This window comes from Bacillus sp. 179-C3.3 HS (assembly GCF_047229225.1).
Lineage (GTDB): Bacteria > Bacillota > Bacilli > Bacillales > Bacillaceae > Bacillus.
On sequence record NZ_JBFEFT010000023.1, the window covers coordinates 20,013 to 35,203 of the forward strand.

Genomic DNA, 15,191 nt, shown 5'->3' on the forward strand with positions numbered 1-15,191 from the left:
ATAGAGTCATGAGGTACTTAACAGCAGGTGAATCACATGGTCCACAATTGACGACGATTATTGAAGGAGTTCCGGCGGGGCTTTACATAGAGCAGGATGATATCAATTATGAATTGGCAAGAAGACAAAAAGGCCATGGACGCGGAAGAAGAATGCAAATAGAAAAAGATCAAGCTCAAGTATTAAGTGGTGTTCGCCACGGAAAAACGTTAGGTTCTCCTATTACACTTGTTGTTGAAAACAACGATTGGAAGCACTGGACGAAGGTCATGGGTGCAGAGCCGATTACCGAAGAAGAAGAAAGTGAAATGAAGCGTCAAATTTCTCGTCCTAGACCAGGACATGCAGATTTAAATGGCGCCATTAAATATGGACATCGTGATATGCGGAATGTATTAGAGCGCTCATCAGCTCGCGAAACAACTGTACGAGTGGCAGCAGGTGCAGTGGCGAAGCAAATTTTGGCCCACCTTGGGATCAAAGTCGCTGGACACGTGCTTGAGATTGGTGGCGTAAAAGCAGAAGATACTGCATACAAATCGATTGAAGATTTGCAACAGGTAACGGAAGAATCACCTGTCCGTTGTTATGATGAAGAAGCAGGTCAAAAAATGATGAACGCGATCGATGAAGCGAAGAAAAATGGTGATTCGATTGGTGGGATTGTAGAAGTCATTGTAGAAGGAATGCCAGTTGGAGTCGGCAGTTACGTTCATTATGACCGCAAACTGGATAGCAAGCTTGCAGGTGCTGTTTTAAGTATCAATGCATTTAAAGGCGTTGAATTTGGGATTGGATTCGAGGCAGCGTCTAAGAATGGCAGTGAAGTTCATGATGAAATCATTTGGGATGAAGAAAAGGGATATACGAGAAAGACAAATCGCTTAGGCGGTCTTGAAGGCGGAATGTCAACAGGTATGCCAATTGTCGTAAGAGGTGTCATGAAACCAATTCCGACACTTTACAAGCCACTAAAGAGCGTTGACATCGAGACGAAAGAACCTTTCACAGCAAGCATTGAACGCTCAGATAGCTGTGCTGTGCCAGCTGCAAGTGTTGTAGCAGAAGCAGTCGTTGCTTGGGAGATTGCCAATGCAGTCGTTGAACAATTCGGTCTTGACCAAATCGATCGTATTAAAGAGAATGTAGAAAAAATGCGCCAACTTCAGAGGGAGTTTTAATGAAAACATTGGAAGTTCGTACGTCATTAACCACATATCCTGTATATATCGGTGACGGGATTAGACAGAATATCGTAGACTTGATGACTTCCACTGGCCGCTCCTATACGAAACTTTTACTTGTGACAGATTCTGCAGTTGATGCCATTTACGGTCACGAAATGGTCCAGCTACTTAAGCAGAAGTGGTCAGTCGAAAAAGTCGTCGTACCAAATGGAGAAGAGTCAAAATCATTCTCACAGTTTGAGCATATCCATACGAAAGCCATCCAATTTCAGCTAGATCGCTCCTCGTGTATCATAGCACTAGGCGGGGGCGTGATTGGTGACTTGGCTGGCTTTGCAGCAGCCACTTACATGAGAGGCATTGATTTCATCCAAGTTCCGACCACCTTGCTCGCACATGATAGTGCAGTAGGAGGGAAAACAGGCATCAATCACACACTTGGGAAAAACCTGATTGGGGCATTTCATCAGCCAAGAGCTGTCGTTTATGATACAAGCATGCTAGATACATTGTCTGACGTAGAAATGAGGTCTGGTTTTGCAGAGGTCTTGAAACATGCGCTTATTTCAAGTGAGGACTTTTTGTCAGAATTAATGTCGATCCGTTCGCTCGTAGAATTATCAAAAGACGAGTTAGCACATATGCTGTATCGAGGGATTCAAGTAAAAGCCTCTATTGTTCAAGAAGACGAAAAAGAACAAGGCATTCGTGCATTTTTGAATTTTGGTCATACACTAGGTCATGCCATTGAAGCAGAGTATGGATACGGAGTCATTACACACGGTGATGCGATTGCGATCGGTATGCAGTTTGCTTTATATGTCAGTGAAAAGGTGGTAGGACTGCGTATTCATCGTTCACAACTAAAAGAGTGGATGAAAGAATTAGGCTTCCCGCTACAAGTCAGACAAGATATCTCCACAGATGCGTTTGTGGATCGAATGATCGGTGACAAGAAGGCAAGGGGCGGACGTGTTCAATTTGTTTTATTAAAACAAATAGGTGATGTGACCTTGCATTCATTTACGAAAAATGAACTGTATCAGTGGCTTGAAGAATGGAAACGTGAGGAGGGATGTCTATGATGTTTCGCGGGATACGTGGGGCTACAACGGTAACAGAAGATACAGAAACAGAAGTGTTAACTAAAACGAAACAACTGTTAGAAGCCATCATTTCAAGAAATCAAGTAGAACCAGAACGTGTCGTGCAGATTTTAATTTCTGCAACACCTGATATTCACTCCGTCTTTCCAGCAAAAGCGCTTCGACAGTTCGAAGGCTGGACGTATGTTCCTGTTACGTGTATGCAGGAGCTTGACATCGATGGAGGACTAAAACAGTGCATCCGGGTATTAATGACTGTCCAGACAGAGACGAATCAAAAAGACATACAACACGTTTACTTAGAAGAAGCGGTGACGCTCCGTCCTGATTTACAGTTGACAAAAAACATAGACTTATAATACGATATGAACAGCCGAAGTTTACACACAGGTGTAAACGGCAAAGTAAGTGTAGAGAAGCTGAGAATGAGACTAGGGTAGTTGAGATGAGTAGAGTTGAGCAGAGATACGATACTTCTATTTAATCATACTGCCTAAAAGAGGAACATCTCTTTTAGGCTTATTTCGTATACTCACAACCCCCTATATTTACCCCTCATTCTCCTTAATCCAAATTAAGGAGCGTGCCTATGAATTCCCAATCAAACTTTACCCAATTTTTAACGGACAGTGAGTCCTACAAAACAATTCCAATTGTTAAAACCATTACCGTTGATACACTCTCTCCTATTCAAATTGTAGAGAAGTTGAAACAAGATATTGTGTATTTGCTTGAAAGCAAAGACGAATCTTCAAGCTGGTCGAGATACTCTTTTATTGGACTCCATCCATTTTTAACGTTACATGAGGACAGACAACAATACATTGCACGTGACGATACAGGCGAGGAAGTAATGCGAAAGCAAGAACTGAAAGATTTGCTAGACTGGATGAAAGCACAGTATCAGATTAAGACACCAGATGTTGATATTCCATTTACAGGCGGAGCGGTCGGTTACTTAAGCTATGATCTCATCCCAAGCATTGAGCCATCTGTTCAGCCACATCCAAAAGCTTCAACATCAGATCAATGCACATTATATGTCTGTCAAACGATGATCGCTTTTGACCATGTAACAAATCAAGTCCATTTTATTCAATATACAAAACTATCAGGTAACGAAACCGTTGAACAAAAACAGCAAGCTTACACACAAAATCAAGAGCGTCTCGAACACATGATTCAACAGTTACACACGCAAATAAACATGAAAGAACTCATTCTATTAGATGATACGAATGAGCCGCCAGTTTTTGATCAAGTGACATCAACGTACGAAAAAACACAGTTCTTGCATGATGTAGAAAAAATAAAGGAGTATATCCGAGCAGGGGACATCTTTCAAGGAGTACTCTCACAACGATTTGATATTCCCGTGACCGTCAGTTCATTTGAATTGTATCGTGTGCTTCGCATCGTAAATCCCTCGCCATATATGTATTTTATGAGATTAAAAGATCGGGATTTAGTAGGGAGCTCACCAGAACGATTAATTCATGCGAAAAATGGCCATTTAGAAATTCACCCAATCGCAGGAACAAGAAAACGGGGAAAAACAAAAGAAGAAGATGCTGCACTTGCAAGAGAACTGTTAGAAGATAAAAAAGAAAAAGCAGAGCATTACATGTTAGTAGACCTTGCTAGAAATGATGTTGGGCGCGTCGCAGAATACGGCAGTGTATCTGTCCCCACCTTTACAAAAGTCGTGAACTTCTCACACGTCATGCACATTATTTCGGTTGTGACCGGAAAGCTGAAGCGCGGGACTCACCCAGTTGATGCCTTAATGTCAGCCTTTCCGGCAGGTACATTAACTGGCGCACCGAAAATTAGGGCCATGCAATTATTAAATGAAATGGAACCTGAGCCAAGAGAGACATATGGTGGCTGTATCGCCTATATCGGCTTTGATGGCAATATTGATTCCTGTATCACCATTCGGACGATGAGCGTCAAAAATCAGGTCGCCTCCATACAAGCAGGCGCTGGTATTGTTGCAGATTCTGTACCTGAAAAAGAATGGGAAGAAACGTGTAACAAAGCTGGGGCACTACTCAAAGCCATTCAACTCGCTGAACATATTTTCACAGAAAAGGAGCGTGTGCAAGATGAATCAACGACTATCAGCTCTTGTTAACGGTGCTTATTTAACGGAAAGTGAAGCTAGCAGGCTCATGCAAGATATGATGAGCGGTTCTTTAACAGATGCGGAAGTCGCTGCAAGTCTATCTATCCTAGCGCACAGGGGAGAAACGTCTGAAGAGATGACAGGCTTTGTGAAAGCGATGAGGGAGAATGTCACGCCGGCGGATGGATCTCTTGACGTCGTTGATACGTGTGGTACCGGCGGAGATGGATTATCGACTTTTAATATATCGACAGCTGCGGCGATTGTAGCATCTGCTACCGGAGCTAAAATTGCCAAGCATGGAAATCGGTCGGTTTCGTCCAAGAGCGGGAGTGCTGATGTGTTAGAACATCTTGGTATCCAAATTCAATCTACACCAGAAGAAACAAGAAGACACATACAGCAAAAAAACATGGGATTCTTATTTGCACCGCTTTATCATGCATCAATGAAGCAGGTAGCAGCGGTCCGTAAGCAGCTCGGATTTCGCACGGTCTTTAATTTATTAGGACCACTTTGCCATCCATTGCAAGCCAAAAAGCAAATGATTGGTGTTTATTCAAAGGAAAAAGCAAAAATAATGGCCAAAGCCCTTGCCCCTCTAGAACCTGAACATGTTCTATTTGTTTGTGGGGAAGATGGATTAGATGAATTAACCATTACAGCAAATTCATATGTCATTGAACTTAAAAAAAATGTGATGACAGAATATACACTGAACCCAGAAGACTTTGGATTAAAAAAAGGGCGTTTATCAGACATTCAAGTACATTCACCAAAAGAGAGTGCGAATCTTATTCAGAATATATTGAATCATCAAACAGAAGGAGCACCCCTGCATATTACCGCTTTGAATGCGGGAGCGGCTTTATATGTGGCAGGAAAATCAGAAAGTCTAATGGCAGGTACATTAAAAGCTCTTGAGACCATTAAAAGTGGTGCAGCCAGACAACAATTAGACCGACTAAAACATTATGAGAAAGGGGAACAAATCTATGCTTAAAGAAATCATTGCACGAAAAAAGGAACATATTCAAACACTACAATTGCCCATCGATAGACAGTTTGAAAGGCGGTCATTTAAAGAAGCGCTCGCCCATCCGCAACGGTCCATTGGTCTCATTGCTGAAGTGAAAAAGGCGTCTCCATCAAAAGGAATCATTCAGCCAAACTTTGATCCATTACAAACAGCAAAAGCATACGAATCATCAAAAGCAGACTGCTTGTCCGTCTTAACGGACGAACCTTTTTTTCAAGGGAAAAATGAATATTTGTCTCTCATAAAAGAGCACGTATCATGTCCGATTTTAAGAAAAGATTTCATCATAGATTCGATACAAATTGAAGAGTCGAAGCGTATCGGGGCTGATGCGATTTTGTTAATAGGAGAAGTGTTAGAGCCTAAAAAGCTATATGAATTGTATCTTGAAGCGAAAGAAAAGGGACTCGATGTGCTTGTTGAAGTGCACGCAGCAGATACTCTGTCAAACATATTGAATATTTTCACCCCTGACATTATCGGGATCAATAACCGGAATTTAAACACATTTACAACAACCGTCGTGCAAACGGAAGAAATTGCACCACTTGTTCCTAAAGATGTTTTACTAGTCAGTGAAAGCGGCATCCAGTCATTTGACGATCTTACCTTTGTGAAAAAACATGGAGCAAATGCAGTTCTTGTTGGTGAATCGTTGATGCGAGAATCGTCACAGGAACATGCTGTTAAAACCTTGTTTGGAGAAAAATAATGAAGAAGCCATATGTAAAATATTGCGGTGCGACATCTCAAGAGGACGTTGAATGCATCTCGGCATCTCGTGCGGATGCCATTGGATTTATCTTTGCGCCGAGTAAAAGACAAGTGAATCCAGTTCATGTCAAACACTGGCTAGAACAAACGACGTGTTGGCAAGATGTCGTGGGTGTGTTTGTGAATGAACATGTAAAGAAAGTCTGTGAGATCACTAGACAAATTCCGTTAGATATTGTCCAGCTACATGGGGATGAAACACCTGAAGAAGCCCAAAAAATAAAAGAACAAACAGCGGCTACCATTTGGAAAGTGTTTCACCACGAATCGAATATTCAGGAAACACTTGATCATATGACAGCATTTGCACCTGTGGTAGATGGCTTTCTCATCGATGCCAAAGTAAAAGGAGTAAGAGGTGGATCTGGAACTGCTTTTGCATGGGAGGCAGTGCCCACATACGTCCAGCATGCAAGACAATTGAAGAGAACTTGCGCCATTGCAGGAGGAGTAACACCGGCAACGATCAAGAAGTTACTTGCCTTTGAACCAGAAGCGATCGACCTTTCAAGTGGAATAGAAGAAAACGGAAAGAAAAGCATGGCAAAGATCAAATTGCTAGAAGAAAGGATGTTAAATGATGTACACATACCCAAATGAGATTGGTAGATATGGAGAGTTTGGCGGCAAATTTGTTCCGGAGACGCTCATGCAGCCACTTGAAGAAATTGAAACAGCATTTCGTGAATTACAACAAGACCCTCATTTTCAGAAAGAGTATATAGCACTTTTGCAAAATTATTCAGGTCGACCAACTGCTCTCACATACGCAGATCAATTATCCACATACCTTGGCGGTGCAAAAATCTATCTGAAAAGAGAAGATTTAAATCACACGGGCGCACACAAAATCAACAATGCATTAGGGCAGGCGCTACTTGCGAAAAAAATGGGGAAATCGCATATCATCGCCGAAACAGGTGCAGGTCAGCACGGTGTAGCAGCTGCAACTGTCGCTGCAAAGTTTGGATTATCTTGTACGGTCTTTATGGGAAAAGAAGATGTGGAAAGACAATCACTGAATGTATTCCGAATGAAACTACTAGGTGCGAAGGTTATCCCTGTGACAAGCGGGAATGGCACATTAAAAGATGCTACAAATGAAGCCATTCGTTATTGGGTACAAAATTGTAGTGATCATTTTTATATGATTGGATCGGTTGTGGGACCTCACCCCTATCCTCAAATTGTTAGTGAGTTCCAGCGGATGATTGGGGATGAAGCAAGAGCACAGTTACTTGAAAAAGAAGGTCAGCTTCCCCATAAAGTAATTGCCTGTGTAGGAGGAGGAAGTAATGCCATTGGCATGTACCGTGCTTTTTTAAATGATGATGTAGATCTGATTGGGGTAGAGGCCGCTGGTAAAGGAATCGATACCCAATTACATGCAGCAACCATCACAAAAGGAACAAAAGGTGTGATTCATGGCTCGTTAACGTATTTAATTCAAGATGAATTTGGCCAAATCATAGAGCCGTATTCCATTTCAGCTGGATTAGATTACCCAGGCATCGGACCAGAACATGCATACTTACATGCGAGTGGGCGCGTGCAATATATCAGTGCGACAGATCAAGAGGCGCTGGATGCATTAAAACTACTGACTGAAAAAGAAGGGATTTTACCAGCAATTGAATCAGCACATGCTTTAGCGAAAGCGTTCGAGATCAGCCAGAAGATGAATGAACAAGAGATCGTTCTTGTCTGTCTATCAGGTAGAGGTGATAAGGATGTACATACCTTAATGAACGCATTTGAAAGTGAGGGTAAAACAACATGTTGACATTTCAATTAGAGGAAAACGAAAAATTATTCATCCCTTTTATTACGGCAGGAGATCCGACAGAAGAGATCACGATTGATATCGCTCTTGCCCTACAAGCAGCGGGTGCACATGCTATAGAATTAGGTGTCCCTTATTCCGATCCATTAGCGGACGGCCCTGTCATCCAAAGAGCCTCCAAAAGAGCGCTGCAACATGGCATGAATATTGTAAAAGCAATAGAATTAGCAGGAAAGATGAAAAAAAATGGTCTAAAAATTCCCGTCATTCTATTTACGTATTATAATCCTGTGTTACAATTAGATACAGAATACTTTTTCGCTTTACTGCACAAAAATCATATTTCGGGACTCTTAACGCCCGACTTGCCGTTTGAAGAGAGCAGCGATCTTCAGAAAAGTTGTCAAACTCATGGCATCACTTATATATCGCTCGTTGCACCAACTAGCAAGTCACGATTAGAAAAAATTATAGGGCAGGCAGAAGGTTTTGTGTATTGTGTTTCATCTCTTGGTGTAACAGGTGTCAGACAATCCTTTGATACATCCATTTCTGATTTTATTCAACAAGTGAAACAGCTCAGTCAAATCCCAGTTGCAGTCGGTTTTGGCATCTCAACAAGAGAACAAGTAGAGGCAATGAATAAAATGAGTGATGGTGTCGTTGTAGGCAGTGCACTTGTGAAAAAGATAGAAGAACTTCAACAGCAATTGCTGGAAAGTCAGACACGTCCAGACGCCTTAAGAGAATTTGAAGCATATGCAAAAACATTTAGTCCCCTCTATTCATTCAAATGAGGTGAACAATTTTGCAAATCAAGGATCAATTAAAACAGCTAAAACCGTATCAACCTGGTAAACCAATAGAAGAGGTTAAAAAAGAATATCAATTAGATAAAATTGTGAAACTGGCTTCAAATGAAAACCCTTTTGGATGTTCAGCACATGCAAAAGACGCAATACAAGGTGAGCTCGATCAATTAGCGATTTATCCTGATGGATACAGCGCAACATTAAGAACGGAGCTAGCTGAATTCCTTGATGTCGGTGAAAAACAATTAATTTTCGGAAATGGCTCTGATGAACTTGTACAAATCATCGCGCGAGCGTTTCTTGATAAACATACAAACACGGTGATCCCAGCTCCATCTTTCCCGCAATATCGTCACAATGCAGTGATCGAACAAGCGGAGATTCGGGAAGTATCACTGTTAGAAGGCGGTGCCCATGATCTCCAAGGCATGTTAGATGCCATCGATGAAAAAACGAAGGTTGTATGGGTGTGTAATCCAAATAATCCGACTGGGAATCATTTGACAGAAAAAGAGCTTGTGGCGTTTTTAGACAAAGTACCAGATCATGTACTTGTTGTATTAGATGAAGCATATTTTGAATATGTTCGAGCGGAAGACTTTCCAAATAGCCTATCGCTATTAGACACGTATCGAAATATCATTGTCCTTCGTACATTTTCTAAGGCGTATGGACTTGCTGCACTACGTGTAGGTTATGGCGTCGCATCAGAGGAACTGATTACAGCCATCGAACCAACTAGAGAGCCGTTTAATACAAGTCGTATTGCCCAAGCAGCAGCACGCGCTGCCATTAAAGATCAGGACTTTATTCAATCTTGTAGACAAAAAAATGAAGCAGGCCTTCTGCAATATCAAACATTTGCTGATCGGCTTGGACTATTTATCTATCCGTCTCAAACGAACTTTGTCCTCATTGATTTCAAAAGGGATGCAGATGAATTATTCAATGCATTATTGAAAAAAGGCTATATTGTTCGTTCTGGTAAAGCCCTTGGTTTTCCAACATGTTTGCGTATTACTGTTGGCACAGCAGAGCAAAATGAAGAAATCTTAAAGACACTTGCTGATTTATTAGAAGGCATTCATGCGTAATATCACAATGAAGTCATATCTGTTTTTGGATATGGCTTTCATTGTACCAATCCAACATACAATACATATAAGCTTTGAAAGGGCTTGTTGAATTTTTGTGAAAAAACAGGTGATGAACATGAACGAAGCAAACGAAACAATTTTAATCGCTGGACTCGGTTTAATAGGTGGTTCCATTGCACTGTCGATAAAAAAGAAATTCCCTCATAAAAAAATTGTAGGCTACGATGTGTCAGAGGAGCAGACGGTGGCTGCTACAAAACTTGGCATCATTGATGAGGCAGCAGGTTCCTTTATGGAAGCTTTAAAAAAATCAGCAACGATTATTTTAGCGACGCCTGTACAGCAAACGGTGAAGATGCTAGGTGAAATTGCAGACTCTGGTATTGAAAGAGAGCTTACGATTACGGATGTCGGCAGTACAAAGCAAAAAGTTGTTGATTTTGCCGAAAAAACACTACCTTCTCATTACCAATTTATTGGTGGACATCCAATGGCAGGCTCACATAAATCAGGTGTAATCGCAGCAAAAGATTTTTTATTTGAAAATGCCTTCTATATTTTAACGCCTGCAAAACACACACAACGAGTTGCCGTTGACCGTTTGAAGGACTTATTAATTGGGACAAATGCACATTTTATTGAAATGACGCCAGAAGAACATGATGCTGTGACAAGTGTGATTAGTCATTTCCCGCATATCGTAGCAGCAAGTCTTGTGCATCAAGCGCATCACTTTGAAGAGCAATCCCCACTTGTAAAACGCTTTGCAGCTGGAGGCTTTCGTGATATTACTCGCATTGCTTCAAGTAATCCTGCGATGTGGCGAGATATTCTACTGCACAATAAAAACAAGATTTTGGACCGTTTTCATGATTGGAAGAAAGAAATTGATCGCATTGAATCAATTGTCCAAAATGAAGATGCGGAAGGTCTATTCTCTTATTTTCAAGACGCAAAGGAATATCGTGATGGGCTACCTTTAAGAAAAAAAGGAGCAATCCCTGCTTTTTATGACCTATATGTTGATATCCCCGATCATCCGGGTGTTATTTCAGAGATTACAGGATATTTAGCTAGTGAAAAAATTAGTATTACGAATATCCGAATTATTGAAACACGTGAGGACATTAACGGGATATTAAGAATTAGTTTTCAAACAGATGATGACCGCAAGCGGGCAGAAATCTGTATCAAAAATCGAGCGAAATACGATACATTTTATGCTGACTGAGGTGACAAACATGAAAATTCATAAAAATGCTCCAATGAATGGAGAGATTCATATTCCAGGTGATAAATCTATTTCACATAGATCTGTCATGTTTGGTGCAATTGCGGAAGGGACCACAGTGGTATCAAACTTTCTCCCTGGAGCAGATTGTTTAAGCACAATTGATTGTTTTAGAAAAATGGGGGTCGACATTCAGCAAAAGGGTACGGATGTTGTCATCCATGGAAAAGGAATGAAAAAACTGAACGAACCAACTGATATTCTTGATGTTGGTAATTCAGGTACAACCATTCGATTAATGATGGGGATTTTGGCTGGCTGTGATTTCCACAGTACCCTCGTTGGTGACGAAAGTATTGCCAAAAGACCAATGAAACGTGTAACTGAACCACTCAAACAATTTGGTGCAAAGATTGATGGCAGGGCGAATGGAGAATACACACCACTATCGATTCGTGGAGGTAATTTAAAAGCTATTTCTTATGATTCTCCTGTTGCGAGTGCACAAATTAAATCAGCTGTTCTCTTAGCTGGCCTTCAAGCAGAAGGGGTGACCACATTAAGAGAACCACATAAATCAAGAGATCATACGGAAAGAATGCTCTCCATGTTTGGTGTGTCGTTACAAGAAGATGCCCATAGTGTTTCACTTGAAGGTGGACAAACTTTAAAAGCGACAGATATATTTGTTCCTGGTGACATTTCTTCTGCTGCATTCTTTTTAGTGGCTGGTTCTATTGTTCCAAATAGCCGTATTGTATTGAAGAATGTTGGGTTAAATCATACAAGAACCGGCATTATTGATGTGCTTCAACAAATGGGGGCAAACTTAGAAATAAATGAAGTTGAGGCCAAAGGCGGCGAACCGTATGGCGATTTAATCATCTCAACATCCTCATTAAAAGGCATTGAAATATCTGGTGATATCATCTCTAGATTAATCGATGAAATCCCTATCATTGCGCTTCTTGCCACTCAAGCAGAGGGGACAACGGTCATTAAAGATGCCGCAGAGTTAAAAGTAAAAGAAACAAATCGGATTGATACTGTTGTGTCAGAACTGAAAAAACTTGGTGCTGATATTGAAGCGACTGAAGATGGAATGAAAATTCATGGGAAAACGACCCTTAAAGGTGGCGCAATGACGTCAAGCTATGGTGATCACCGAATTGGTATGATGTTAGGAATTGCAGCTTGTATAACGAAAGAGCCAATAGAGATTCAAGATACTGAAGCAGTACATGTATCCTATCCAAATTTCTTCGACCATATAGAATATTTAACGAAAACAGTCTGAGGATGTCCTCAGGCTTTTTCTTTCCTCCTGCATATTTCAACATAATATAGCATAGCTTGTCTCAAGGTGAAACCTTGAAAAATAACATTATATGCATGAGAAAATGATTTTTGGGTAACCTCTTGTTTGGAAAATGACATTTTGGTGAAGGATTTGAATGAAAAAACAAGTTGAAATAGCAAAATAGGTTCATTTTAGAGGAGCAACATATTTGCTGGATGAGTACCTGTAGATTATGATATGAATTAACAAGAGTTTAGGTTTTTGGAAACAGAAAGGAACGGTTTGATTTGAATAGTTCATTAAAAGAAGCCATAAAATTAGTTGAGGCGGGTGAGATTGAAAAAGGTCTGACTATACTTGCACAAGCTGAAAAACATCTACATGATGAGGAAAAAGCACAAGCGGCTCAGTTATATTATGACTGGGGAGATATAGATAAAGCGAGACAATTGATTCGTGATCTACATGATTTATATCCAGAAGAAACGGGTTTAGCTTGTTTTTATGCGGAGCTTTTAATTGACTCAGATGAAGAAGAAAAGGCGATTGCTGTACTAGAATCGATTCCAGAAGACGATGATGCTTATCCAGAATGTCTATTATTAATGGCAGATTTGTATCAAATGCAAGGGTTATTTGAAGTCAGTGAACAAAAACTGCTGAAAGCGAAAGAACTACTTCCGCAAGAAACCGTCATTGATTTTGCATTAGGAGAGTTATATTTTTCTCAAGGTCTTTCGAAGAAAGCAGCTGAGTATTTTTATCATGTTGCAACGCAGCAAAATGAGGTTGGTGGGATCAACGTATATCAGAGACTTGCAGAATCGTTAAGTACAGCAGGAGAATTTGAAGATGCTCTTGAATGGTACGAAAAAGCAGTACAAGATCAAGCAGAACCAAATACCCTCTTTGGCTATGGATTTACTGCAATGAGAGCTGGCAAAACAAAGACAGCGATTCACCAGCTTTCTGAATTAAAAGAGATTGATCCGTCCTATTCATCTCTTTATATGCCTTTAGCAAAATGTTACGAGGAAGAAGGTCAATATTTCGAGGCATTAGACATTGTCAAAGAAGGTATTAAAATGGATGAGTATAATAAAGAGTTGTACTTATACGGTGCAAAGATCGGTTTAAAAAATGGGCAGGCAGATGATGCGAAAAAACTCCTGCAAGAAGCACTTGCTCTTGACCCTGGATATATTGAAGCAATTCAAACATTACTTGCGGTCTATTTAAATGAAGAACTTTTTGACGAGATACTGGACTTGATTCAAGAAGTAAGAAATTTTGGGGAAGATGATCCGAAATTGAATTGGTATGCTGCAACTGCATCTGTCGGACGTGAGGAATATAAAGAGGCAGCTGATTATTTTAAACGTGCTCTGCCAGATTTTGAAGAGGAGCGAGACTTTTTACATGAATATGCTCTTTTCCTTTTAGAAGAAGGCAGACAAAAAGAAGTATTGCCACTACTACGTAAAGTTCTTCAGAAAGATGGCACAAATGAAGAAATTGAAGAAATGATCTTGAGAATTGAAGACGAAATTTCCTTATAGTTTGCAGGAATGAAGAGCTGTTTTGTTGAATAATTCATGTATAGCAAGTTAATTTACGATAGAGGAGGGAATAACATGCAGACCCCTGTTTCTGTCAATGAAAAAAAGGAATTTATCCGGTGGTTTTTAAACCATTATCAGCTCAAGCGAAGAGAGTGCGTTTGGATTTTGAATTATTTAATGAGTCACGACTCTTTGATGGAAAAGGTTCATTTTGTAGAGCAAGCTGAATTTTGTCCAAGGGGAATCATTATGTCAACACACTGTGTGGATGAAGTTCCCTTTAGATTTTATAAAGAAAATATCATGACGACAGATGCTGAAAAGTCATTTCATGATATTCGCCTGAATAAACAGCAAGATTTGTTTATTCAACTAAATTTTCGCTCTGCATATCGTTCACCTGAATATGCCGCAGTCCTTGAAACAAACCCGCATATTCCAAAAGAACTTTATGAAAATGAAAAAGACAAAGATTTGGCAGAGAAAGTACTTGAACACTCCATTGCCACTTTCCAAAAAGAACGACTCATGAAAGAAATCGATGATGCACTTGATCGGCATGATCAAGAAACATTTAACAAGTTAGCAAAAGAATTAAGTCTATTATCATAAACTAAACAATTCGCCTTGCCCTTTACAGGCAGGGCTTTTCTGTCAGAAAGAGGGGAAATGGATGAAGTTTAAGTCAGAGGATGCGGATCAATTTTTACAATCTAAAGATTACATTGATACCGCTATCATTCCATTAGTTGGAATGAATATGAATCAAATCAAACAAACCGTCTCTTTAGGTGAGTTTACAATGCTTGTAGCAGAGGAACTTGAAAGGCAACTAAAAGGCCGGGTGTTTCTGTTTCCTACTTATACATATTTAGAAGTAAATGAGGTCAAAGAGGCAGACATTCTTGAAGTGAAAAAGTCAGTGCATCAACACTTTCAGAATGTGGTTTTTGTGACATCTGACAGCAATTGGCGACAGTATGATGAAATCAATGAATCACTTTTTCTCTTAAAGCCCGTACCACTTGAGCACTTAAAAGTCGAGCTGAAGCAAAAAGTCCTTCAAGACAGTGTTGAACAAATTTTGAACTTTTTGTTACAAAAATGGAACCCTTCATAAAAACCCTTACATTTGCATTGTACATAGCTTTTTAGCCTGTTGACCTTGTGAA

General features: G+C 40.2%; 15 protein-coding genes. All 15 read left to right on the top strand.

The features are described from left to right. Positions 1-8: 8 nt before the first annotated feature. The 15 genes from aroC to AB1K80_RS13760 all read left to right on the top strand — a co-directional run bounded on the left by aroC (position 9) and on the right by AB1K80_RS13760 (position 15,139). Positions 9-1,181, top strand: coding sequence for a chorismate synthase (gene aroC, locus AB1K80_RS13690; RefSeq protein WP_412857247.1), 1,173 nt, complete (start codon positions 9-11; stop codon positions 1,179-1,181). After that, complete coding sequence (aroB, locus tag AB1K80_RS13695) at positions 1,181-2,272, top strand: 3-dehydroquinate synthase (protein WP_412857248.1); 1,092 nt, start codon at positions 1,181-1,183, stop codon at positions 2,270-2,272. Before aroC ends, aroB begins: the two co-directional genes overlap by 1 nt. Continuing rightward, the gene (aroH, locus tag AB1K80_RS13700; protein ID WP_412857250.1) at positions 2,269-2,652 is read left to right on the top strand and encodes a chorismate mutase; all 384 of its coding nucleotides are present in this window, start codon (positions 2,269-2,271) and stop codon (positions 2,650-2,652) included. Before aroB ends, aroH begins: the two co-directional genes overlap by 4 nt. 230 nt (positions 2,653-2,882) lie before the next feature. Further along, the gene (trpE, locus tag AB1K80_RS13705) at positions 2,883-4,430 is read left to right on the top strand and encodes an anthranilate synthase component I (protein WP_412857252.1); all 1,548 of its coding nucleotides are present in this window, start codon (positions 2,883-2,885) and stop codon (positions 4,428-4,430) included. Then, a complete protein-coding gene (trpD, locus tag AB1K80_RS13710) occupies positions 4,402-5,424 on the top strand; it encodes an anthranilate phosphoribosyltransferase (protein ID WP_412857254.1) in 1,023 nt (340 codons plus the stop codon). Before trpE ends, trpD begins: the two co-directional genes overlap by 29 nt. Beyond that, positions 5,417-6,172 carry an indole-3-glycerol phosphate synthase TrpC gene (trpC, locus tag AB1K80_RS13715; protein WP_412857255.1) on the top strand — a complete coding sequence of 252 codons (756 nt, stop codon included), beginning with the start codon at positions 5,417-5,419 and terminating at the stop codon, positions 6,170-6,172. Before trpD ends, trpC begins: the two co-directional genes overlap by 8 nt. Beyond that, entirely contained in the window at positions 6,172-6,834 is a 663-nt protein-coding gene (locus AB1K80_RS13720; RefSeq protein WP_412857256.1) for a phosphoribosylanthranilate isomerase, read from the top strand. The genes trpC and AB1K80_RS13720 overlap by 1 nt, the downstream gene beginning before the upstream one ends. Beyond that, positions 6,815-8,017, top strand: coding sequence for a tryptophan synthase subunit beta (gene trpB / locus AB1K80_RS13725; RefSeq protein WP_412857257.1), 1,203 nt, complete (start codon positions 6,815-6,817; stop codon positions 8,015-8,017). Before AB1K80_RS13720 ends, trpB begins: the two co-directional genes overlap by 20 nt. Next, positions 8,011-8,814: a tryptophan synthase subunit alpha gene (gene trpA, locus AB1K80_RS13730; RefSeq protein ID WP_412857259.1), complete on the top strand. Its 804-nt coding sequence runs from the start codon at positions 8,011-8,013 to the stop codon at positions 8,812-8,814. Before trpB ends, trpA begins: the two co-directional genes overlap by 7 nt. An 11-nt stretch (positions 8,815-8,825) precedes the next feature. Continuing rightward, positions 8,826-9,923: a histidinol-phosphate transaminase gene (hisC, locus tag AB1K80_RS13735; protein ID WP_412857260.1), complete on the top strand. Its 1,098-nt coding sequence runs from the start codon at positions 8,826-8,828 to the stop codon at positions 9,921-9,923. Positions 9,924-10,041: 118 nt separating this feature from the next. Next, positions 10,042-11,157, top strand: a complete 1,116-nt coding sequence (locus AB1K80_RS13740) for a prephenate dehydrogenase (protein ID WP_412857262.1) — start codon at positions 10,042-10,044, stop codon at positions 11,155-11,157. A 10-nt stretch (positions 11,158-11,167) separates the two neighbouring features. Beyond that, complete coding sequence (gene aroA / locus AB1K80_RS13745) at positions 11,168-12,454, top strand: 3-phosphoshikimate 1-carboxyvinyltransferase (protein ID WP_412857264.1); 1,287 nt, start codon at positions 11,168-11,170, stop codon at positions 12,452-12,454. A gap of 290 nt (positions 12,455-12,744) precedes the next feature. Beyond that, positions 12,745-14,016: a tetratricopeptide repeat protein gene (locus AB1K80_RS13750; RefSeq protein WP_412857266.1), complete on the top strand. Its 1,272-nt coding sequence runs from the start codon at positions 12,745-12,747 to the stop codon at positions 14,014-14,016. 75 nt (positions 14,017-14,091) lie between these two features. Continuing rightward, positions 14,092-14,631, top strand: a complete 540-nt coding sequence (locus AB1K80_RS13755; RefSeq protein ID WP_412857267.1) for a ReoY family proteolytic degradation factor — start codon at positions 14,092-14,094, stop codon at positions 14,629-14,631. 61 nt (positions 14,632-14,692) lie between these two features. Further along, on the top strand, positions 14,693-15,139 hold the full coding sequence (locus AB1K80_RS13760) for a YpiF family protein (RefSeq protein ID WP_412857269.1): 447 nt from the start codon (positions 14,693-14,695) through the stop codon (positions 15,137-15,139). The last annotated feature ends 52 nt before the right edge of the window (positions 15,140-15,191 follow it).